This is a genomic window from Rhodopseudomonas pseudopalustris (assembly GCF_900110435.1).
GTDB classification, from domain to species: Bacteria; Pseudomonadota; Alphaproteobacteria; order Rhizobiales; family Xanthobacteraceae; genus Rhodopseudomonas; species Rhodopseudomonas pseudopalustris.
In genome coordinates, this window is the sequence record NZ_FODT01000020.1 from 15648 (window position 1) to 36299 (window position 20652).

General features: G+C 61.5%; 18 protein-coding genes and 1 pseudogene. 4 read left to right on the forward strand and 15 right to left on the reverse strand.

Annotated features, from left to right (window positions below):
* Positions 1 to 38 precede the first annotated feature (38 nt).
* From BMY71_RS23850 to BMY71_RS23860, 3 genes are all read right to left on the reverse strand, one after another.
* A complete protein-coding gene (locus tag BMY71_RS23850; RefSeq protein WP_092686356.1) occupies positions 39 to 695 on the reverse strand; it encodes a ChrR family anti-sigma-E factor in 657 nt (218 codons plus the stop codon).
* Positions 692 to 1279 carry a sigma-70 family RNA polymerase sigma factor gene (locus tag BMY71_RS23855; RefSeq protein WP_092686357.1) on the reverse strand — a complete coding sequence of 196 codons (588 nt, stop codon included), beginning with the start codon at positions 1277 to 1279 and terminating at the stop codon, positions 692 to 694. Before BMY71_RS23855 ends, BMY71_RS23850 begins: the two co-directional genes overlap by 4 nt.
* Positions 1280 to 2103: 824 nt before the next feature.
* Positions 2104 to 2661 carry an HNH endonuclease gene (locus BMY71_RS23860; protein ID WP_092686358.1) on the reverse strand — a complete coding sequence of 186 codons (558 nt, stop codon included), beginning with the start codon at positions 2659 to 2661 and terminating at the stop codon, positions 2104 to 2106.
* A gap of 285 nt (positions 2662 to 2946) precedes the next feature.
* Between BMY71_RS23860 and cysK the strand changes: the two genes are divergently transcribed.
* Positions 2947 to 3945 carry a cysteine synthase A gene (gene cysK / locus BMY71_RS23865; RefSeq protein ID WP_092686359.1) on the forward strand — a complete coding sequence of 333 codons (999 nt, stop codon included), beginning with the start codon at positions 2947 to 2949 and terminating at the stop codon, positions 3943 to 3945.
* A 247-nt stretch (positions 3946 to 4192) separates the two neighbouring features.
* On the opposite strand, the gene glgA is transcribed toward cysK, so the two are convergent.
* From glgA to BMY71_RS23885, 4 genes are all read right to left on the reverse strand, one after another.
* Positions 4193 to 5641, reverse strand: a complete 1449-nt coding sequence (gene glgA / locus BMY71_RS23870) for a glycogen synthase GlgA (protein WP_092686360.1) — start codon at positions 5639 to 5641, stop codon at positions 4193 to 4195.
* The gene (gene glgC, locus BMY71_RS23875; protein WP_041805083.1) at positions 5638 to 6900 is read right to left on the reverse strand and encodes a glucose-1-phosphate adenylyltransferase; all 1263 of its coding nucleotides are present in this window, start codon (positions 6898 to 6900) and stop codon (positions 5638 to 5640) included. The genes glgA and glgC overlap by 4 nt, the downstream gene beginning before the upstream one ends.
* A 313-nt stretch (positions 6901 to 7213) precedes the next feature.
* Positions 7214 to 9529 (reverse strand): FdhF/YdeP family oxidoreductase, encoded by a 2316-nt coding sequence (locus tag BMY71_RS23880; protein WP_011500773.1) that lies wholly within the window; start codon positions 9527 to 9529, stop codon positions 7214 to 7216.
* Between the two features lie 165 nt (positions 9530 to 9694).
* The gene (locus BMY71_RS23885) at positions 9695 to 10027 is read right to left on the reverse strand and encodes an acyltransferase family protein (protein ID WP_139202732.1); all 333 of its coding nucleotides are present in this window, start codon (positions 10025 to 10027) and stop codon (positions 9695 to 9697) included.
* 63 nt (positions 10028 to 10090) lie between these two features.
* On the opposite strand from BMY71_RS23885, the gene BMY71_RS23890 reads away from it, so the two are divergent.
* A complete protein-coding gene (locus BMY71_RS23890; RefSeq protein ID WP_092686362.1) occupies positions 10091 to 10645 on the forward strand; it encodes a sugar transferase in 555 nt (184 codons plus the stop codon).
* A 223-nt stretch (positions 10646 to 10868) separates the two neighbouring features.
* Here the strand turns inward: BMY71_RS23890 and BMY71_RS23895 are convergent, their stop codons facing one another.
* The 6 genes from BMY71_RS23895 to BMY71_RS23920 all read right to left on the reverse strand — a co-directional run bounded on the left by BMY71_RS23895 (position 10869) and on the right by BMY71_RS23920 (position 16043).
* Complete coding sequence (locus BMY71_RS23895) at positions 10869 to 11864, reverse strand: NAD-dependent epimerase/dehydratase family protein (protein WP_347336035.1); 996 nt, start codon at positions 11862 to 11864, stop codon at positions 10869 to 10871.
* Positions 11861 to 12091, reverse strand: a complete 231-nt coding sequence (locus tag BMY71_RS23900; protein ID WP_139202733.1) for a polysaccharide biosynthesis protein — start codon at positions 12089 to 12091, stop codon at positions 11861 to 11863. The genes BMY71_RS23895 and BMY71_RS23900 overlap by 4 nt, the downstream gene beginning before the upstream one ends.
* Before the next feature lie 173 nt (positions 12092 to 12264).
* Positions 12265 to 14064 carry a D-glucuronyl C5-epimerase family protein gene (locus tag BMY71_RS23905; RefSeq protein WP_092686365.1) on the reverse strand — a complete coding sequence of 600 codons (1800 nt, stop codon included), beginning with the start codon at positions 14062 to 14064 and terminating at the stop codon, positions 12265 to 12267.
* Between the two features lie 37 nt (positions 14065 to 14101).
* Positions 14102 to 14443, reverse strand: a complete 342-nt coding sequence (locus BMY71_RS25610; protein ID WP_092686366.1) for an integrase core domain-containing protein — start codon at positions 14441 to 14443, stop codon at positions 14102 to 14104.
* Positions 14440 to 14622: a hypothetical protein gene (locus BMY71_RS25615; protein WP_092686367.1), complete on the reverse strand. Its 183-nt coding sequence runs from the start codon at positions 14620 to 14622 to the stop codon at positions 14440 to 14442. Before BMY71_RS25615 ends, BMY71_RS25610 begins: the two co-directional genes overlap by 4 nt.
* A gap of 95 nt (positions 14623 to 14717) precedes the next feature.
* A complete protein-coding gene (locus BMY71_RS23920; RefSeq protein ID WP_139202734.1) occupies positions 14718 to 16043 on the reverse strand; it encodes a hypothetical protein in 1326 nt (441 codons plus the stop codon).
* A gap of 596 nt (positions 16044 to 16639) precedes the next feature.
* Between BMY71_RS23920 and BMY71_RS23925 the strand changes: the two genes are divergently transcribed.
* Together BMY71_RS23925 and BMY71_RS24670 are read left to right on the forward strand one after the other, a co-directional pair.
* Entirely contained in the window at positions 16640 to 18469 is a 1830-nt protein-coding gene (locus tag BMY71_RS23925; RefSeq protein ID WP_092686369.1) for a glucosamine 6-phosphate synthetase, read from the forward strand.
* Positions 18466 to 19737, forward strand: coding sequence for a glycosyltransferase family 4 protein (locus BMY71_RS24670; RefSeq protein WP_175557776.1), 1272 nt, complete (start codon positions 18466 to 18468; stop codon positions 19735 to 19737). Before BMY71_RS23925 ends, BMY71_RS24670 begins: the two co-directional genes overlap by 4 nt.
* A gap of 354 nt (positions 19738 to 20091) precedes the next feature.
* Here BMY71_RS24670 and BMY71_RS25385 read toward each other — a convergent pair.
* A pseudogene (locus BMY71_RS25385) lies at positions 20092 to 20438 on the reverse strand (transposase); the annotation flags it as partial.
* 32 nt (positions 20439 to 20470) lie between these two features.
* Positions 20471 to 20652 (reverse strand): hypothetical protein (locus BMY71_RS25125; RefSeq protein WP_210185074.1); only part of this gene is annotated, 182 nt, incomplete at its 5' end.

Consider the following 20652-nt stretch of genomic DNA (forward strand, 5'->3'; position numbering starts at 1 on the left):
TTTTCCGAAAACCGGTGTCCACTTTTCGGGATCATGCTCTAGATCCCGAACCATGGCTGGAGCATCCGGGCGAACATCCCCTTGAATCGCAGCGGAGCGTCGGTGACGGCAAGGCAAATGCAATCCTTGTCCGGCCCGGCGTAGGGCTGGTGCTCGGTATGTTCGTCGGTCTCGGCGACGTCGCCGCGCGCCAGCACGGCGTCGCGGTCGCACAGGCTGCCGCTCAGCACCAGGGTCAGTTCGCGGCCGGCGTGACCGTGCGCCGGCACATGGGTGCCGGGCTGAAACCGAAGCATCCGCGCGCGCGGCCCGCAGTTCGCAATATCGATCGCGATCTGCTGCACCCGCGGTGCCACCGACGTCCAGCGCAACGTGTCGAGGTCGCCGCCGAGATAGCTGCGCAACGGCTCCGGGATGACGATGTCGGAGCGCGGCCGGTGCGGCCTCGTCGCGGGCGCAGCGACTGATTCGCTGCGCAGCCGCGCCAACACCGCGTCGCGCAACCCAGGCGACAGCTCGGCCACCGGCAGGTCCTCGAACAACGCGCCACCGAGATCATCCGCCGCCACGGCTCGGGCGCGGCAGTGCGGACACAGCGCGAGATGGGTGGCGACCAGGAGGCTCGAGGCCTCGTCCAGCGTGCCCGCCGCATAGCTCAGCAGCAGGTCGTCGCCGATGTGATGCCGGACCGTCATTGTGCGGCTCCCGTCTGTGCATCGAGCGCGGCGCGCAGCTTGCCGAACGCCAGCCTTATGCGCGATTTCACCGTGCCGACTGGCAGACCGAGACGTTCGGCGATCTCGCCGTGCGATTGATTTTCGTAGAACGACAGCATCAAGACACTCTTCTCGTTGGCTGACAGCGTATCCATCACGTCGCGAACCCTTCGCTCCACCTCGGCACGTTCAAACTGGCGGTCCGGCGGCTCCTCGGCGTCCGGGATGAACGCCGGATCGTTCGGATCGAACGACGGTCGCTTCGCGCGCCGCAACCGGTCGATGCCGAGGTTGCGCGCGATGGTGAAGATCCAGGTTGCCGGCGAGGCTTTCGACGGATCGAACTGCGCGGCGTTTTTCCACAGCAGCACCATTGTCTCTTGGGTGATCTCTTCCGCCATTGCCGGATCGCCGCCACGCCTGGTGAAATACGATTTCAGCCGCGGCGCGAAGTGTCGGAACAGCGTATCGAAAGCCGCTTCGTCCTGATCCGTGGCGATCCGCACGATGCAGTCGGACAAATCATGCGCGGATTCACGTGGGTCGCGTCGAGGATGATCCATGACGACCAGTCCATTCCCGGGCGAACTACGATCGACAGCGACGGTGAGTGACGTCCTGTCCGAACGCAACAGCCTAGCGTCGGACCGCGCGGTGCAAAGCGCGCGTTGTGTCGCGGCTGCGCAAAAATGGTCGCCGGTCGTACGTAGGTGGTGGAGAGTTCGGTCAGCATCTTGGATCCGGACGAACATGCGGCTGCCGCCGTGAAAAGAAAGGAATTTCGCTTCTGATACGTGCCAGAGCGCGATTTGGATCACCCCGCGCCGAAAAAAAGCCGCCGACGCCGATCGACGGCGCCGCGGCGTCGATCACGCACCGACTCACGCGGCTGTGATGTCGTGGTGGTGATCCAGCGCGCGACCCGCTTCGTAAACAGGTCACTAACAACCAAACAGGAGGATACGATGTCGGTGCTTCGCAAGTTGAACGGAATGGAAGCTGCCGTGATCGGCGGCGCTCTGCTGATGACCCTCGCCCCGCTGGTGCCCTACGCACTGCTCGGCTGATCGCTGCGCGCGGCAGCGGTCGATCAATCGTGGCCGGTCAGCAGTGTCGACGTCTCGGAGTTCGCCGGCTATGCCGGCGGACTCCGAGCGACTTGACGCAACAAAGCAATTGCTACTGAACCACCGACCGAGTTGACGTTTCAGAAGTTGCTACTTGGCAGCCGTTCGGCGATCGGACCGGGCGAGTTGCGCGGACATGCGAAAACCAACGCCGCATGTGCTGCGCCCTATCTGGCGCGGCATATCTGGCGCAGTTGGTGGCGGACCATCGAGACCCTCATCCCGCATCCGCTGCAGTTGTCCCGCACACAGCCGGCGCTCTACGGATCGAGCTCAGTGTCCCAATACAAGTAATCGAGCCAGCTCTCGTGCAGGTAGTTCGGGGGAAACATCCTGCCGTTGCGGTGCAAGTGGTGCACTGTCGGCGCGAACGGCGTCTGCCGCGGAAACATCTTGGCCTGGATCGGCGTCAGATTGCCCTTGCGCAGATTGCAGGGCGAGCAGGCGGCGACCACATTCTCCCACGTGGTCTGACCGCCCTTCGAGCGCGGGATGATGTGGTCGAAGGTGAGGTCCTCAGGCGCGCCGCAATATTGGCACGAGAACCTGTCGCGCAGGAAAACGTTGAACCGGGTGAAGGCCGGATGCGTCGACGGCTTGACGAAGGATTTCAGCGAAACCACGCTCGGCAGCCGGAACTCCATGGTCGGGCTGTGAACCGCGCGGTCGTAATGCTCCACGATGTTCACGCGATCGAGGAACACCGCCTTGACCGCGTCCTGCCACGACCAAAGCGATAACGGATAGTAGCTGAGCGGCCGGAAGTCCGCGTTCAACACCAGCACCGGCCAACCGCCTTGCGAGACATGCGCGTTCAAGAAACGCTCCTGACCCCCGTCCGATCGACGCTGCGAAGCAGCATGAGGTAGGGATACTACAGCCAGCATGACGCCGTTGTGAAGGGCGTCGCGAGATTAGAGCCGTTCCGCTGCAGGATTTCCGTCCAAATTGGACCAGTTCCGGAGAATGGGCGTTCGGCAATGTCGTTTGGCGGAGGTGATTGTTCCAAATTTACCGGTCGCGTTGACGACGGCGGGATCCGCATATCAGATGAGTAGTAAATCAGCCTGTTTTCGACCTGACACTCAAGCCCGGAGGCGACCATGTCCAGCGCAGCAACCGCATCGATCAAGTCCAGCGCGGCCGCGCCCGCCCAACAGCCCGGCCGCGGCCGGGTCTATGATTCGATCGCCGACGCCTATGGCGATACGCCGCTGGTGCGGCTGAACCGGCTGCCGGAGCAGAACGGCGTCAAGGCGACGATTCTCGCCAAGCTCGAATATTTCAACCCGGCCTCCAGCGTGAAGGATCGCATCGGCGCGGCGATGATCGCCGCGATGGAGCGCGAGGGCATCATCAAGCCCGACACCATCCTGATCGAGCCGACCTCGGGCAACACCGGAATCGCGCTGGCTTTCGTCGCCGCCGCAAAGGGCTACCGGCTGAAGCTGGTGATGCCGGAATCGATGTCGATCGAGCGCCGCAAGATGCTGGCGTTCCTCGGCGCCGAGCTGGTGCTGACGGAAGCCGCCAAGGGCATGAAGGGCGCAATCGCCAAGGCCGAGGAGCTGATCGCCTCGACCCCGAATGCGGTGATGCCGCAGCAGTTCAAGAACCTCGCCAACCCGGAAGTCCACCGCCGCACCACCGCGGAGGAAATCTGGAACGACACCCATGGCGGGATCGACATCTTCGTCGCCGGCGTCGGCACCGGCGGGACCATCACGGGCGTCGGCCAGGCGCTGAAGCCGCGCAAGCAGTCGCTGAAAATCGTCGCGGTCGAGCCGGAGGAGAGCCCGGTACTGTCCGGCGGCGCGCCCGGTCCGCACAAGATCCAGGGTATCGGCGCCGGCTTCGTGCCGGACATTCTCGACCGCGCGGTGATCGACGAGGTGATCAAGATCGCCGGCCCGACCGCGATCGCGACCTCGCGCGCGCTGGCGCGGCACGAAGGCATCGCCGGCGGGATCTCGTCAGGCGCCGCGATCGCCGCCGCGATCGAACTCGGCAAACGCCCGGAAAACGCCGGCAAGACCATCGTGGCGATCGTGCCGTCGTTCTCGGAGCGCTATCTGTCGACCGCGCTGTTCGAAGGGGTGTGAGGCGAGACGCCAGCCACACATCCATTCGGTCATTGAACGACCGAGCGTGATGTGGGCGTCAACCGCCCGCAAATACGGTCATCGCCCGGCTCGTCCGGGCGACCCAGTATTCCAGAGTATCGCGTGGTGAGCGCGACAGCCCAACAACGACCGCTCCGGGATAATGGATCCCCGCTTTCGCGGGGATCACGGATGAGGCGGCTGAAGCGCTGCTGCCTCACCCAATCAGTCTTACGCGAGCCTCCGCTTACGCATCCACCAGCTCGCGATACAGCTTGGCGTAATGCTGCGCCGGATTCTTCCAGGACACGTCGGTGGTCATGCCGTTGATCTGCAGATTGCGCCAGGTCGCGTGATCGGCATAGAGCGCGCGGGTCTTGGTCAGCGCCGCCGTCAGCATGTCCGCGGTCACCGGCGAGAACTGGACGCCGGTCGCCACCCCGGTGGCGATCGCCATCTCGTTGGCGTCGACCACCGTATCGGCGAGGCCCCCGACCCGCGCCACCACCGGCACCGCGCCGTAGCGGAGCGCGCAGAGCTGGGTCAGGCCGCAGGGCTCGAAGCGCGACGGCACCAGCAGCGCGTCGGCGCCGGCCTGGATCTGATGCGCCAGTGCCTCGTCATAGCCGATCACCGCGCCGACTTGACCCGGGTATTTCAGCGCGGCATCGCGGAAGCCGGCCTCCAGCGGCGCATCGCCGGCGCCGAGCAGCGCGAGCTGGGCGCCGTCCGCCAGCATCCCCGGCAGCACCTCGAGCAGCATGTCGAGACCCTTTTGCCAGGACAGCCGGCTGATGACGCCGAACAGCAGCGCGCCCGGTTCGGCGCGCAGGCCGAACCGGGCCTGCAGCGCCTGCTTGTTGCGGGCGCGGGCGCCGATGGTCTCGACATCGTAGGTGGCGGGGATCAGCTGGTCGGCCGAAGGGTCCCAGACCCTGGTGTCGACGCCGTTGAGAATGCCGCTGAGCTGGCCGGCGCGCAGCCGCAGCAAGCCCTCGAGCCCCATGCCGGCTTCCGAGCCCTGAATCTCCAGCGCGTAGCTCGGCGACACCGTGGTGATGCGGTCGGCAAGCTGCAGCCCGGCCTTCAGATAACCGATGCCGCCATAGTACTCGACGCCGTCGAGGCTGAAGGCGGCCTCCGGCAGGCCGAGCCTGGCCAGCAGCTCGGAGGGAAACTGGCCCTGATAAGCGAGATTGTGGATGGTGAAGACGCATTTCGGGGCCGGCCGGCCGCTATAGCACAGATAGGCCGGCAGCAGCCCGGTCTGCCAATCATGCGCGTGCAGGATATCCGGCGCATAGCCCGGCAGCAGGCCCTGCCCGATCCAGGCGCCGGCCTGCGCCAGCGCCGCAAAGCGCAAGGCGTTGTCGGGCCAATCCTTGGCGTCGGGGCCGACATAGGGATTGCCCGGGCGGACATAGAGATGCGGCGCGTCGAGCACCAGCAGCTCCAGCTCGTCGCAGCGCGCTGCCAGCAGCCGCGCGCTGCCGCCGAAAAACTCCGTGAAGCTGTGGACCTGCTGCGGATCCTCGATGCCGCCGAGCACCGCCGGATAGCCCGGCACCAGCGTGCGCATCGCGACGCCGTGCGCCTTCACCGCGGCCGGCAGCGCGCCGGTGACGTCGGCGAGGCCGCCGGTCTTGATCAGCGGAAAGATTTCCGACGCGACCGAGAGCGCCGTCAGCGTGGTCATGTGCCGAGCCTGTCGATCATCGGCTGGGTGATCAGGCAGGTGCCGTTCTCGGACCTCCTGAACCGCTTGGCGTCGAGCTCGGGATCTTCGCCGACGACGAGACCGTCCGGAATCCGCACCTCGGCGTCGACCACGACGTTGGTCAGCCGGCACGATCGCCCGATATCCGCATAAGGCAGGATCACCGCCCCCTCGATATGCGTATAGGAGTGCGCGCGCACGCCGGTGAACAGCAGCGTGTGCCGCAACGACGCGCCCGAGATGATGCAGCCGCCGGACACCAGCGACGACACCGCCTCGCCGCGCCGGCCGTCCTTGTCGTGGACGAATTTCGCCGGCGGCGTGATCTCGCCATAGGTCCAGATCGGCCATTCGCGATCGTACAGATCGAGTTGCGGCACGATGTCGGTGAGATCGATATTCGCCGCCCAGTAAGCATCGACGGTGCCGACGTCGCGCCAGTAGCTGGTGTCCTCGGCATGCGAGCGGCGGCAGGATTTGTCGAAATGATGCGCCACCGCTTTGCCGTGCTTGACGATGTAGGGGATGATGTCCTTGCCGAAATCATGCGACGAGTCCGGATTGGCGGCGTCGCGGTGCAGTTCCTCGATCAGGAACTTGGTGTCGAACACGTAGATGCCCATGCTGACCAGCGACTTGTCCGGCTTGCCCGGCATCGCGGGCGGATCGGCGGGCTTTTCCAGGAACGACCGGATCACGTCCTTGGCGTCGACGTCCATCACGCCGAACGCGGAAGCCTCGCTGCGCGCCACTTCGAGGCAGCCGACGGTGACGTCGGCGCCCTGCTCGACGTGCTGCTGCAGCATCTTCTCGTAGTCCATCTTGTAGACGTGGTCGCCGGCCAGCAGCACGATGAACTTCGGATCGTAGCTCTCGATGATGTCGATGTTCTGATAGACCGCATCAGCAGTGCCTCGGTACCACATGTCGTCGGATACGCGCTGGCTCGCCGGCAGAATGTCGAAGCTCTCGTTGCGCTCCGGCCGGAAGAAGTTCCAGCCGCGCTGCAGATGGCGGATCAGGCTGTGGGCCTTGTACTGCGTCGCCACCGCGATGCGGCGGATGCCGGAATTCAGCGCATTGGACAACGCAAAGTCGATAATCCGGGATTTGCCGCCGAAATATACCGCCGGCTTGGCGCGTCGGTCGGTCAACTCCATCAACCGGCTGCCGCGCCCTCCTGCCAGCACATAGGCCATGGCGTGGCGGGCAAGCGGAGCGGGTACACCTTGACTCATGAAGCCTCTCAATACGCCGTCGACCGCGGCTGTTCGGGTTCAGGCGATCGCCCTATCCGAACCACGCTCGAAGGCACGCCTTGTTGCATCGCCATAGAGTGTGACGGAGGCGGTGACGCCTTGCAATGGTGCGCCGCCCAGGCTGGCGCGGCGAAATGACGTTTCGGGTTGGCGGAAATCATAAGGAATTGGTTCGGAAGTCATTGCATGATTCGCGACTCAGGGCGGATCATCCGATCGATCCGGCGTTGCCTTGCGGATGGCGCGGCTGCCGATGACGGTCCGATGACGCGACGTTCCTGATTGCGCCCGCTCAGGCCCTGATCCGCACCGGCACCGATTTGTTGGCCGGGGTCTTTGATTGCTTGTCGTGATGCGTCAGCGCGATCAGCGGGTTCATCTCCGGATAATAGCCGCCGAGGCAGCCGTCGGGGAGCTTGAACGGCGTCACCTTCAGCGGCCCGACCTCGCGTTGGAGACCGTCGGCGGCGTCGCTTTCCAGCCAGACCATCTGGCCGTCGGTGAGCCCCGCGCGGGCGATGTCGTCAGGATTGATCAGCAGCACGTCGCGACGGCCCTCGATCCCGCGCAGCCGGTCGCTCATGCCGTAAATCGTGGTGTTGAACTGGTCGTTGGAGCGCATCGTCAGCAGCCGATAGCGCCCCGGCGCATCGTCGAAGCCGATCGAAGACAAAATCTCGGGGGTGGTGAACTCCGCCTTGCCGGTCTCCGTCTTCCAGATCCGCTCGCGCGCCTCGTTGCCCTTGTAGAAACCGCCCGGCGTGAACATCCGCGCGTTGAAGTCGTGGAACATGTCCGGATAGCTGTCTTCGATCAGATCGCGCACCAGGCCGTAATCGCCGACCCATTCGTCCCACTTCACCTTTGGATTGGACGGCAGCGTCGCCTTGGCGATGCCGGCGACGATCGCAAGTTCGGACAAGAGCTGCTCGCTCGCCGGTTGGCGCAGCCCGATCGAGCCCTGAATGCAGCTGAACGTGTCCTCGATGGTCACCGCCTGCGGACCCGAAGCCTGGACGTCTTGTTCGGTGCGGCCGAGGCAGGGCAGCAGATAGGCCGACTCCCCGTTCACCAGATGACTGCGATTGAGCTTGGTGGCGATCTGAACGGTGAGTTGCATCCGGGTCCAAGCCTCCTCCAGCACGCCCTGATCCGGAATCGCGCGGATGAAATTGCCGCCTAAGCCGATGAACGCCTTGACCTTGCCCTCGAGCAGGCCGTGGCACGCCTCGACCGTGTTCATGCCCTTGTCGCGCGGCGGCGCGAAGCCGAACTGCTGCGCCATCTTGTCGAGCGGCACCAACTCCGGCTTTTCAGAAATGCCGACGGTGCGCTGGCCCTGAACGTTGGAATGGCCGCGCACCGGCGAGATGCCGGCGCCGGGGCGACCGATATTGCCCCTCAGCAACAGAAGATTGAGCAGCATCGCGATGTTGTCGAAGCCGTGCACATGCTGGGTCAGGCCCATGCCGAAAACGCCGATGACGCGCTCGGCTTCGACATAGACCTGCGCGGCGCCCTCGATCGCAGTCCGGGTCAGTCCCGACTCGGTTTCGATCTGCTCCCACGAGGTGGCGCGGACCTTGGCCTCGAAGGCGTCGAGACCATGGGTATGGGCCGCGATGAAGTTGACATCGAGCACCCGCGTCCCGCCGCTTGCTTTGGCGGCGTCGTCCGCGGCGAAGACGTGTTTGCAGATTCCGAGCAGCACGGCGATGTCGCCACCGACCTTGACCTGATGATACTGGCTGCTGATCGCGGTTTCCTTGCCGGTCAGCATCTGCGTCGGGCTCTGCGGATTGACGAAGCTCTCCAGCCCTCGTTCGCGCACCGGATTGAAAGTGATGATCTTGACGCCGCGCTGGGCCGCCTCCTGCAGCGGATGCAGGAAACGCGGGCTGTTGGAGCCGGTGTTCTGGCCGAAGACGAACATCGCATCGCATTTCGCCAGATCGTCGAACACCACCGTGCCGACGCCGACGCCGATCAGCTTCTTCAGCGCCACAGAGGTGGTCTCGTGGCACATGTTGGAACTGTCGGGCAGATTGTTGTGGCCGTAGAGCCGCGCGAACAAGGCGTAAAGATAGGACGTCTCGAGGCTGGCGCGGCCCGAGGCGTAGAAGATCACCGATTTCGGATCGAGCGCGCGCAGATGCTCGCCGATGCCCTGGAACGCCTCGTCCCAACTGCACGGCACGTAGTGATCGGTGGCGGCGTCGTAGCGCATCGGTGAGGTGAGGCGGCCCTGCATTTCGAGGTCGTAGTCGGCCCAGCCGCGCAGCTCGGCGACGCTGTGCGCGGCGAAGAATTCCGGCGTGCAGCGCTTGCTGGTCAATTCCCACAGCGTCGCCTTGGCGCCGTTCTCGCAGAACTCGAAGGCGTGGTGGTCGGCCGGCTTGGCCCACGAGCACGACACGCACATGAAGCCTTTCGGCTTGTTCTGGCGCATCAGCGTCTCGATCACCGTCGGGGTATTCCACTCCCGGCCGAAGATCTGCGCGATGCCCTGCAGCGAGCCCCAGCCGCCCGCCGGACCATCATATTCGACAGTCTGCTGGGTGGCGTCCGGGAGGTCTGCTTCGTGAAGTCGGGTGTCGTCCTGAGCCATGCCGCGCTCCTGGCAACGCACAGCGAAGCGTTGCCGACACACAACAGGCGTTGATGGGAACGGTTCCGGGTCGGCCGCCATTGCCGCCGAACGCCGGCCGTTCCGCGCAATATCAGGAAGCCGCGTGAGGTCGGGATCGGTCTGCCGCCGGCTACAGCGCCTCGATCACAACCTCCGCACACAGCGGCCCGACACCAGCGGAGCTGCGCGTACAACGCCCAGCCCGACGGGCAAGATCCGTCTGAAGCGTCGGACGTAGAAATCAGCCCAGAAAACGCGGTTCGACCGGATCACGTCGACGATGAGACGCGTGATCCGGAAGCCGGAAACAACGAAGAAGGCGTCGACGCCGGTGAACCCGCCTGTTATGTTGGGAAAGCCGAAATGATTGGCGATTACGCCCAGAACGGACAGCGGCCCCAAACCGTCGATGTCAGGGCGATAATCGGAGTTTGAAGGCGTTTTTCGATCGTCGCCAAATGCTCGAATGCGTTTCAATCTCACTCGGCCACTGCTCGCTCCGACCAGGCCGCGCAGCAGATTTCATCAAGAGAACAATGCATGAAGCGCTTTTTCGACGTCGTTGCGGCGAGCTTTGGTTTGATCTTTGCAGGTCCGGTGATCGTTCTGTTTGCGATCCTGATCCGACTCGGCTCGAACGGTAGCGGCATCTTTCGCCAACTCCGCGTCGGCAAGGATGAGCGCCTTTTCACTTGCTACAAGCTGCGCACGATGCGCTCGGACACCAGGCAGCTTCCGAGTCACGAAGTTGCGGCGTCCGCCGTCACGCCGCTCGGCGCCTATCTGCGGCGTTACAAGATCGACGAGCTTCCGCAACTGTGGAACATCGTCCGCGGCGAGATGAGCTTCGTCGGCCCGCGGCCGTGCCTCCCGACCCAGCATGAACTTATCGCCGCGCGCCGCCGCAGCGGCGTTTACGGTCTAATGCCCGGCATCACCGGGGTTTCGCAGATCGAGGGCATCGACATGTCCGAACCGGAACGGCTGGCGGCGAGCGACGCACGCTATCTCGACGACATGTCGCTTTGGCGCGATCTTCGGCTGATCTGGCTGACCGTCGCCGGCGCCGGCCGGGGCGACAGCGTGCGGTCGTAAGGCCGATCAGCGCCCCTCCGCCTTTGCGGCTCTCCCGTTCGCGACCCCCGCATGTGGCGCGCCATCGCTTCCATGATCCAGGTTCTGGGCGCCACTGACCGGAACTCCGCCAATTCCTTCAGGAATCGGTAGATTCCAGTGCGAACTTCCACGGCGGCCTAGAATCAAAATCACCAATCGGCGAACTCTGTATGTCCGAGGACAACCTCTTGAGGCTCCGCCACTAGGCTGGCGCATTCAAGGCAAACTCGTAGCCCGATTTATGAATCTCTTCCCGAATGCCTCTGGCTTCAGAGAAGGCAAACGTATCCCGGAATCTTCGGCTGTCGATGTCCAGGTCACCAAACAGGCTCTGGGTGATCCGCCTCTGGCCCAACAGCACCAGCGGGGCAATAAGCAACCGGCTGGGCACCGAAAACAGCGCCCGTCGCTTCCCCATTGCCTGCCGCAGCAACGACAAGACTTGCGTCAGCGAGAGCTTTTCGACATTTGCGATGCAGTAGTCGCCCGATTTATCCGATCCCCATTCGTGGGCGGAAAGAAGATCGAGCATTTCGACCAGCGTGTCGACGCCGATATAGGCGCGCCGGTTGCTAGTGTTGCCGAATGGCAGGGGCGCGCCGGACAATGCCAGCTGCTGCAGCGTTCGCCAGTTTCCCGGCGCATCGGCCCCCACGACCAGGGGAGGTCTCAACGATGCGGCGAAGATGCCCTGTGCAGCCAGAGCGCTCACATGTCTTTCCGCCGCTTGCTTGGATTGACCATAGGGGCCGCCGGGACGAGCCGGCGTGGCCTCGCTTATCGTGCCGCTGGCGGCGTTTTCCGTGATCGCGGCAATGCTGCTCAAATGCACAAACGTCTTGACCCCGACCCTCGCCGAGGCGGCGGCAAGGCGCTCGGTTCCCTCAGCATTGGCCGCCATAAAACGGGCGGCCTCGGCTGATTTCACATGCGCGAGGCCACCCAAGTGAATGACGGTCGCGGCGTCCCGCAGCGCCTCGCACAAATCGTCGGCCTGTTCGAGCGGGCCGGTCTGGACGATGTGGATATGGGGGTTGTCACGCCAGCCCGCGGGGCATTTCCGCGCATCCTGCACGAGCAGAGTTACGTCGCTACCCTTCTCGATCATCCGCGACATCAGATGGCGCCCGACAAAGCCGGTGGAGCCAGTGATCGCCGTTCGGCCGGAACGGGGTTGCGTTTGCAAGTGCTGTGTCAAGCGCTGCTACTCACCATGTCGAAAAGCAAAGTGCGCGCCCTCTGCTCATCCTGCGCCTCGCCCGGTCGCTGGCCGATCACGTCGATCTCGATGTCGCCATGCGGATGATTGTTGTTCCGCACCCTCAAGCCGGCTATCGGGGTCATCTTCTCAGCCAAGTCGCTGATGAGCAAGGGTTGGCCCATGAAGAAACCAGGTTTTCGTAAGGATTTTGGGAGATGCAACATCGATGGGCTCGCTGTTGGCGTATCGGGCTGGCGCCGTGCGTCCTGCGCCCGGTGGCCGGGGGCTCACGCCGCTGCTCCCAGCAGTTTCGCTAGGCGGATCAGATTGTAGGCCGGCCGCGCCAGCGCGTCACCGCGATGGCGGTCAATCAGGGCAGGTCAGGTGCAAGTGACCTTCACTGCTGCGGAAAGTTGGCGTTGGGATGCCCTTCCAGCCAACGACTGATCTGGGCCGGAGATCTCAACTTCTGAAAATCAGAAATGACTATCTCGTAGTCATCGCCTGCTGGGTCCGTGAATATTCGCATAGCAATTGAGCGCAATGTGTCGCCCAACTCGTCGTTCTTCTCGAACCCGAGGCGATTGAGCATGACGATATTTTCTTTGCCAGCAGCGAGAGGGAGATAGTAGCGGGTCGCCTGACGCCCCTCACTGTCCTCCATAAGGAAGCCGAGATCCATCTTCTGCGGGGTCTTTACGACAAAGGCGATGATGTCGTGGTCGGACACGGGTATTCCGAGAGGCAGCACAATGCGCGCCTCATCGTTCGCCGAATTGGCCCCATCAACCTCAACGTGGCCGGGAGTGATCTGAACCTTGCCAGCCTCTATGCTGGCAGCATCGAGCATCGCTGTAGCGCCATCGAGAGGCAGCGGTTGCGCCTCCGCTGCCTCAACAGAGAACTCGGTCCGCTCGTACATTGGGATCGTGAGTGGGGTGTGCACCGAAACTGCGCACGACGTTGGCCGCGATCCGACTGGCACCTTGATAATGAGCCTCTCGGAAAGCGGCACACTGGTTTTGTACAAGTTGTTGTTGCGGCGCTCAATCGTCTGCCCATCGACCTGGCAGGATACCCGAACCGGATATGTGTCGGTCCAATAGGGGTGTGGCGGACCGATCATGGAGAAGATCACTTCCATGCTGCCTTCCTTTCCAATCAAAGAAAGGGGATAGGCCGCAGCGAAGATGTCGGCGCGAGCTTTTGCTGGCTGAAGATAGGCCCTATCGCCGGAGAGGGCGTGCATTGCCAGATATTGAATGTGCTCCAGCGTGTTGTAATGGACAGGGTTCAGTTCCAGAGGAGTGGTCTGATAATTCGTCCAGGTCCCGTTAGCCCGATAGAAGCGATCCTCCTGCGCGACCACGCCATCACGGGCGCAGTCGTATGCGGATTGGAGTTTGGCGTCGCCAGTGGCCTTAGCAAGTAGCAGAAGAGATTGTAGGGCCCAAAGGTGGCCGTTGAGCACGTGGTACTCCTCTGACGGCTGAATGCCGGTCCAGCTATATTCGGAGAGCCAGCACTTCCCGTTCTCGTTCCATAGGATTCCCCCGTCAGACGGGCTTGTGAGCACAAGCTTTGCGCTCTTCACTGCCTCGTCGCGATAGCGCTGGTTTCCGGTCAATTCGTATGCAGCGTAGAACGTCATCGGCCCCATCATGGCATCCATGCCCGACCACCAAGGCGCTTTGATCGCGCCATGGTCGTTCCCATAGTACCATCTGATTCCATTATCTCCGCGAACTGCCGGCTCGTACTTTTCGAGCATGAAATCCAAAATGCGGGTGGAAGCAGCCAGCCGGTCCTCCAAGGCATCGCGCCGATATTCGACGAGCCCCCTAAAGGCAACGACAAACAGTCGAAGCGGATCCTTGCGAGCCGCCATTTCCTCGAGTGAGCCCTGCGTGAAGTTCTCTGGGACTACCCAGCCGAACAGGTACGGCCCCAACTCGATATCGCTCTTGCCGGCGATAGGTTGTTGCGCTGCTGCTCTTGAACCCAAGAAGGCCAAGGCAAGGGCAGTCGAAACGGCAACCGCTAGAAGAAAATGAAAGCTCCCTCGGCTTTGCCGGAGCGGCGGCATCCGTTTCACAATTCCCACAGCCTCTGACGGGCTGGGCTTAAAAAACTGAAACGCTGAAGCGATCGTAACGCAGGGTTTGCGGACGTCAACGCAGTCGGGTGTGGATACCATGTACAGTGGAACTCTTCGGCAAAACGATCCGTTGCGGTCATTTCAGGCTGAAACATTGGGCGGAGAGTTCCACCCTGCGGAGCCTCAACAGGTTGTCCCTCGGACAGACCGCGGCGGCTGATTGGTGTTTGAGATTATATCCCCCGTGGGGCCGATGCCAGTTGTATCTGTGGAGCCATACCGGCAGCTCCTGGGCGCGGCGCCTCCGAGGTCGGGTAGGCTTGGGCGTAGGCCGATTCTCTGCGGGCGCTTTGAATGATCGTTCGGCCTTGCCGTTGAATTTCGGCGTATGGGGACTGGTGCGGACATGCTTGTGCCCGAAAGCGCGGCAGGTGTCGCGAAAGTCGAATAATTGAGAGCAAGTGCCGTTGTCGGTCATGACGCGGCTGACGGTGTGACGCCGAGACTATCGTAGTGGGCCACCGCGGCGTTAAGGAAGGCGATCGCGCTTGTGGCCTTCTCTTCGGGCATGATCTGCGAGAATGAGATACGCGAGGCGTCGTCGATGCAGACGTGGACGAACTCCGAGCCGACACTGCGGCGGTTGATTTTGTCCACAACCGCTCCCCGCCGATCGCCCGCTACTCAACCCACGCCACGCGGCGTACAAACCGCCAAGGCCTAACTGTAACTGGAGATAGTTCGATCGCAGATCAGCTCGGCCTGACGGTGGCCTTGGATGCCAGCGGCGGCGTTGTGGGCAAGAAGAGAACCGCCAGCACCACGAACAGCGCCCAGCCGCCAGAGTTCAGAAGGATGCTGAGCGTATTCTCGAAGGTCAGCGCAATTGAAGTCGCGTTCACCGCAATCGCGATGACGGGGTTGGGAAATGCAACTGTCAGAAGGCCGAGCAGCAGGCCGGTCAACAAGCCGGCGATGATAACCCCCCACACTCCGAAATTGGCGAAGGCGTTGACGTAGTTCGCAGATGACACACTGCCGCCGACCCCGCGGGCATGCAAATCGGGGAAATACTTCAACGATATCTTTTCGGGGATATAGACGAACTGGCATCCGGCCAAGGACGCATACCAGCGATAGCCGCATCCATTCTCGATCGGGAAGTCGGTCGTATAGCTGTCCATCCAAAATTTGACGGTGAGGCCATGGACGTAGAACAGCCTGGTCAGGATGGCATCGCTCGCCACATAGATGCCGCGCGAAAGGCCCAGCACCCGCTCCAGGAGCGAGGCGCCCCTCTCATTGGTCGGATAAATCGTCTCGCCTTGCGCAGTGGTTCCGATCCTCTCGCCTTGCGCAGCGGTTCCGATCCTCTCGCCTTGCGCATTGGTTTGGAAGGTCCGCGGGGCGGAAAGCGACTTATCCTGCAGCAGGATGTTGCCATAGACCGTACCGACGACAATCAACGCCGAGACCGCCGCAGGGGCCCATTTCTTGCTGAAAAGCTGATAGACCAGCGTTGGAAGGAAAATGATGACGACCACGGATTTCGTGATCATGGCCAGCGCGACAAGCCCCAGATACACGGCGAGTGGCCAAAAGACCGGACGGCGATTGATGGACGAGTACAACAGCCAAAGCGGCGCGACGGCCTTGATGTAGTATTCCCCCGCATAACTCATGACCGTTGGGATGCCGTCATGAAAATCATGCCTCAGGCCCGAGCTGACGTAGTAGTCCGTGCTGACCAGCATTTCATAGGCCGGCACCCGGCCCGCCAGACCGAAGTAGACGACCGGGAAGACGAAGATAAAAATGTCCCCAAGCAGATTTATCCATGACTTCGCCGGCAGGTCCAAATAGCGAGTGGTGCGACTCAGGACGCGGGAGACGGGCGAGCCCAGCACAGCTCGCGAACAGACGTAGGCCAGCATAACGAAGCCGCCATACATCAAAGTGTACGAGATGTAGTCAGCGCGGGTTACGTAAAGCACTGAAACTGCGTGAAAAATAAATCCGAAAGAAAAGAGGGTAATAAGCGGGTTCCTGAATATGAAACCGCACACTGTGCTCTTCATTAAAAACTTGCTCCGCAAAAACCACTTCAACAGTAAGGCGGCCAAAGAGCCGAGCGCCGAAGTATTATCCTGAGTCGTGAATCCGGGAAATCGGTTGAAGCCACGAGGCTGGCGAGATGCTCGCCGTCCCATCCCGCGGTCTTGAGCCGTACACCGATGGAATCCTTGCCGCGGCACCTTTCGAGTTAGTATACGGGAGGGCCGACTCGCTTCGGATTCGGCTTCTAAAGCCTTGACATAACGTTGTCAATTGGCTGAAGCATCCTGCTCTATCTGTAGCGTTTTCGAGCGAAGTGGATGCCGGTTCGCGTCAAGAAAACGCGTCAGAGCATCAAGTTAGAGCTTCGGTTCTGATTCAGTCAGAACCGAAAAAGCGCCACGGCCATCATCGCCACCAAGTCGGGCGGCTTGGTCAGGCGTCTCGCTTTACAGCCATGGCAATGTCGCGCGCGAAATCGTGGACGTTTTGGGCAGATTCATTCAAGAAGGGCTCTTGAGGAAAAGGCATCGCCGCTGGCGGTGCATTGCGGAGTTTTGCGGGCGCCCCTCATACATCTTGGCTTGTGTGAGGCCGACCCGAGAAGAGAGACTGGACAATGTGCGGCATTTTCGGAATCATTTCCCCCTCGGTTGGCTCCAGAATTGATTTGGAACAGCTGTCTACCCACGCCAAGCAGCGCGGGCAGGATTCGAGTGGCCTCCTGTTTCTCAGCGGCGGCCGCTACCAGGTGCAGCGGGCTGACTTTCAGATCACGCAGCTCCTGCGTGGGCTGGGCAAGTATGACGCCGGTGTCATCGCGGGCCACAGTCGGCTCATCACCAACGGGCTGGGCGACAACCAGCCCGTCATACGCGACGGCATCTGCGTCCTTCACAACGGTATTATCGTCAATCATGAGGACATCTGGGCGCAGATCGGCCGGACACCGCAGCAGCAGATCGACACCGAAGTGATCCCCGCAATCGCCGCTCAGCACCTCGCGAGCGGTGGCGATGTTGCCGGCATTGCCGGGCGCGTGCTCGGGCTCTGCAGGGGCATCGTAGCCTGCGCGGTTGCCGTGCCGGAACTAGGCAAGCTATGCCTCTTTTCCAATAATGGCAGCCTCTACACCGGCAGCAAGAATGGCGGCGTGTACTTTTCGTCGGAATCCTATCCGCTGACAACTCTCGGCTGCACGAATGTTGTCCAGGTCCTGACTGAGGGAGTCGTGCTCGATATTCCCCGCTCGACGGACAGCTATGAAATATCCAACAAAGGCTCTCGCAAGACCAACCTGATCCCGTCGCTTCCTCTGTCATCAACGGAGGAGAACATCCTCGTCTACAAGCAGCACGCCATTCGCCGCTGCACCAAGTGCATCCTGCCCGAGACGATGCCGTATATTCGTTTCAATGCAGAGGGCGTCTGCAATTACTGCGACAACTATCGCTCGCGGACCAAGGCCAAACCGCGCGAGGAACTGTTTAAGCTGGTCGAGCCGTTCCGTCGCGCCAAGGGCAATGATTGCATCGTTCCTTTTTCTGGCGGACGCGATAGCTGCTACGCCCTGCACCTGGTCGTCAAGGAACTCGGCATGAAGCCTGTGACCTTCACGTATGACTGGGGTATGGTCACGGATCTCGGCCGCCGCAATATCAGCCGCATGAGCGCCGAGATGGGAGTCGAGAACATCATCGTGGCGGCGGACATCGCCAAGAAACGCGACAACATCGCTAAGAATCTTCGCGCCTGGCTCAAGTCTCCTCACCTGGGCATGATCAGCATCCTGACGGCGGGCGACAAACACTTCTTCCGCTATGTCGAGACCATCAAGCAGCAGACCCAGATCAGCCTCAACCTTTGGGGCATCAATCCACTTGAAGTGACACACTTCAAGGCCGGCTTCCTCGGCGTGCCACCTGATTTCGAGGAGAATCGCGTCTATCGCAGCGGCGCCATGAAGCAGTTGCGCTACCAGATGCTCCGCTTCGGCGCGATGCTGCGAAGTCCCGGTTATTTCAATGACTCGCTGTGGGACACGTTGTCGGGGGAGTATTTTCGCAGCATTGCCAGCAAGACGGACTTCTTTCACGTCTTTGACTATTGGACTTGGGAAGAAAACGCCGTCAATGATTGCCTAGCCCAGTATGACTGGGAATTGGCGCCCGACACATCCACGACTTGGCGCATCGGCGACGGCACCGCGGCCTTTTACAATTACATCTACTACACTGTCGCCGGGTTCACAGAACACGACACGTTCCGGAGTAACCAGATTCGCGAAGGTCAAATGAGCCGCGAGGAGGCACTCGCTCTGGTCGATGACGAGAACCGCCCGCGTTATCCTAACATTAAATGGTACCTCGACGCGGTTGGAATGGACTTTGCCGACACGATTCGAACCGTAAACAGCATTCCGCGCCTGAGCGAAGAGCTCGCAACGTGAGTGCGTGCATCTGGTACATTTCAAAGTATATTGCTCTCCCGCGTGAACGGAAATGGAGCATTCGCGCCTTTTCGATTCTCCGTGAGGTGGTGAAGGCCGGCAATCGCTGCGTCATCATCACCTCTGACTCCAACCACCTCACCAATCCAACGCCAGTCCATGGCACGCATGAGCGGGAAGTCGTGGATGGGGTTGAGGTCACCTGGCTGCGGACTAAAAAGTACCGGGGCGCCAAATCGCTCTCGCGCATCGTCAGTTGGATCGATTTCGAATGGCGGCTCTGGCGCCTGCCCAAGCAGGACCTCCCTCGTCCCGACGCCATCATCGTGTCAAGCCTGTCCCTGCTGACGATCTTCAATGGCCTGTTGCTGCGCCGGCGCTACGGCAGCCGCCTGATTTTCGAAGTCCGTGATATCTGGCCGCTCACCATCATTGAGGAAGGCGGGTTCAGCCCCCGCAATCCCTTCGTCATGGCGCTCGCATGGGTCGAAAGGCTGGCATATCGGCGCAGCGACGCGATCGTCGGCACCATGCCGAATTTGGCGCAGCATGTGGCCGAGGTCGCAGGACCGACGGCTGCCCCGGTCTATTGCATTCCGATGGGCGTCGATGACGACGCCGTGGAACAGATATCACCGTTGCCGGCAGACTATGTGCAGGCGCACATTCCGCAGGGCAGATTCATCGTTTGCCATGCCGGTACCATCGGCATCACCAATGCACTGGAAACGCTGTTTGCCTGTGCACGCGCGATGCAGGATCGGAAAGACATTCATTTTCTGCTAGTCGGCGAAGGCGGCCTCAAGGAACAATTCCGTCAGGAATGCGCCGACCTCCGCAATGTCACCTTTGCGCCTGGCGTACCGAAGAACATGGTTCCGTCGGTCTTGTCGCACTGCGATCTACTCTACTTTTCGGTGCATCGGTCGAAGATCTGGAGCTTCGGCCAATCACTAAACAAGGTCATTGACTATATGCTGGCAGCAAAGCCAGTTCTTGCATCCTATACCGGCTATCCTTCGATGATCAACGAGGCCGGCTCAGGCAGCTATGTCCCCGCCGGAAACGTCGCGCTCCTCAAGGCGGAGATCGAACGCTATGCTGAAATGCCTGAGGCTCAAAGATTGGCTCTGGGCAGTGCTGGACGTAAGTGGCTCCTTGAAAATCGGCGTTACGAAAAGCTCGGCCAGGACTACTTGACGTTATGTATTGCTCCCATCGATAGGAATCTTGCAGCAGAGTCGACTGACAACCTTCCACCGCGTTGATTGGTCGTCCCTGAGGAAGACGGATCAAGTGGCTTGAATACATCACCTGCTCCAGCGTTTTTCTCCGGTTCGAGTTAGCGTCCGGCCCTGACGAGAGGACGGACTGATGAAGCGAGCAAGGGTCGCGGAAGGGCAGATTATCGCGGTACTGAAGCAGCACGAGGCCGGTGCGAAGCCACCGACCTGGTGCGCCAGCACGGGGTCTCGAAAGCGATGCCCCTCGTGGCGCAACATCACGTGCAGCGCGCGGCAACCTGACTGGCGGTGCTCGGCGGGGAGTTCGCGCAAGAAGGGCAGGAATCTCGATGTCCAAGGGTCTTCGGAATCGATAGTGGATCGTCTCGCTTTCGGCCCGGATCACCCGGCACGCCCGCCGCTCGTTCATCTCGTAGGCGGTCATAGGATGAGCGGTGGCTTCCCGATTGGGGACGGGCGTCACCACTCCTTTCCCAGGAGATCCTTCAAAGCCGCATTGTCCAGCATGGCGTCGGCCAGCAACCGCTTCAGCCGGGAATTCTCGGATCGAGCGTTTTCAGCCGCTTGGCCTCCGAGACGTCCCTCCCGCCAAACTTCGCCTTCCATTTGTAGATGCTGGCGTCGCTGACGCTATGCTTGCGGCACAGATCGGCGACAGAAACGCCGGCCTCATGCTCCTTCAAAATCCCGATGATCTGCTGTTCCGAAGAGCGACTGCGCTTCATGCTCGGGTCCTCGTCTGGGGCCCGAGCGAACTTCAACCTGGATTAAGACCAAGGGGCAAGGTCAGCTCCATTCGGAAGAAATCGAAGGGGCGCAGCACATGCCCGTCTTTTTGGATCTGGCTCCGGGCTTTAGTCACAAAAAAACGCCGCGACCCTTTAGGGGTTGCGGCGTTTTTGTGTGTTTGATCATCGTGTTGAGGAATGTTTGTCCTTT

Excerpts from the sequence above, each read along its gene's own strand:
- BMY71_RS23900 (WP_139202733.1), bottom strand. The coding sequence starts at position 12,091 with ATGTTGCATCTCCCAAAATCCTTACGAAAACCTGGTTTCTTCATGGGC.
- glgC (WP_041805083.1), bottom strand. The coding sequence starts at position 6,900 with ATGAGTCAAGGTGTACCCGCTCCGCTTGCCCGCCACGCCATGGCCTAT.
- glgA (WP_092686360.1), bottom strand. The coding sequence starts at position 5,641 with ATGACCACGCTGACGGCGCTCTCGGTCGCGTCGGAAATCTTTCCGCTG.
- BMY71_RS23925 (WP_092686369.1), top strand. The coding sequence starts at position 16,640 with ATGTGCGGCATTTTCGGAATCATTTCCCCCTCGGTTGGCTCCAGAATT.
- BMY71_RS23880 (WP_011500773.1), bottom strand. The coding sequence starts at position 9,529 with ATGGCTCAGGACGACACCCGACTTCACGAAGCAGACCTCCCGGACGCC.
- BMY71_RS23905 (WP_092686365.1), bottom strand. The coding sequence starts at position 14,064 with ATGGTATCCACACCCGACTGCGTTGACGTCCGCAAACCCTGCGTTACG.
- BMY71_RS23850 (WP_092686356.1), bottom strand. The coding sequence starts at position 695 with ATGACGGTCCGGCATCACATCGGCGACGACCTGCTGCTGAGCTATGCG.
- cysK (WP_092686359.1), top strand. The coding sequence starts at position 2,947 with ATGTCCAGCGCAGCAACCGCATCGATCAAGTCCAGCGCGGCCGCGCCC.
- BMY71_RS23890 (WP_092686362.1), top strand. The coding sequence starts at position 10,091 with ATGAAGCGCTTTTTCGACGTCGTTGCGGCGAGCTTTGGTTTGATCTTT.
- BMY71_RS23855 (WP_092686357.1), bottom strand. The coding sequence starts at position 1,279 with ATGGATCATCCTCGACGCGACCCACGTGAATCCGCGCATGATTTGTCC.
- BMY71_RS25610 (WP_092686366.1), bottom strand. The coding sequence starts at position 14,443 with ATGACCGACAACGGCACTTGCTCTCAATTATTCGACTTTCGCGACACC.
- BMY71_RS23920 (WP_139202734.1), bottom strand. The coding sequence starts at position 16,043 with ATGAAGAGCACAGTGTGCGGTTTCATATTCAGGAACCCGCTTATTACC.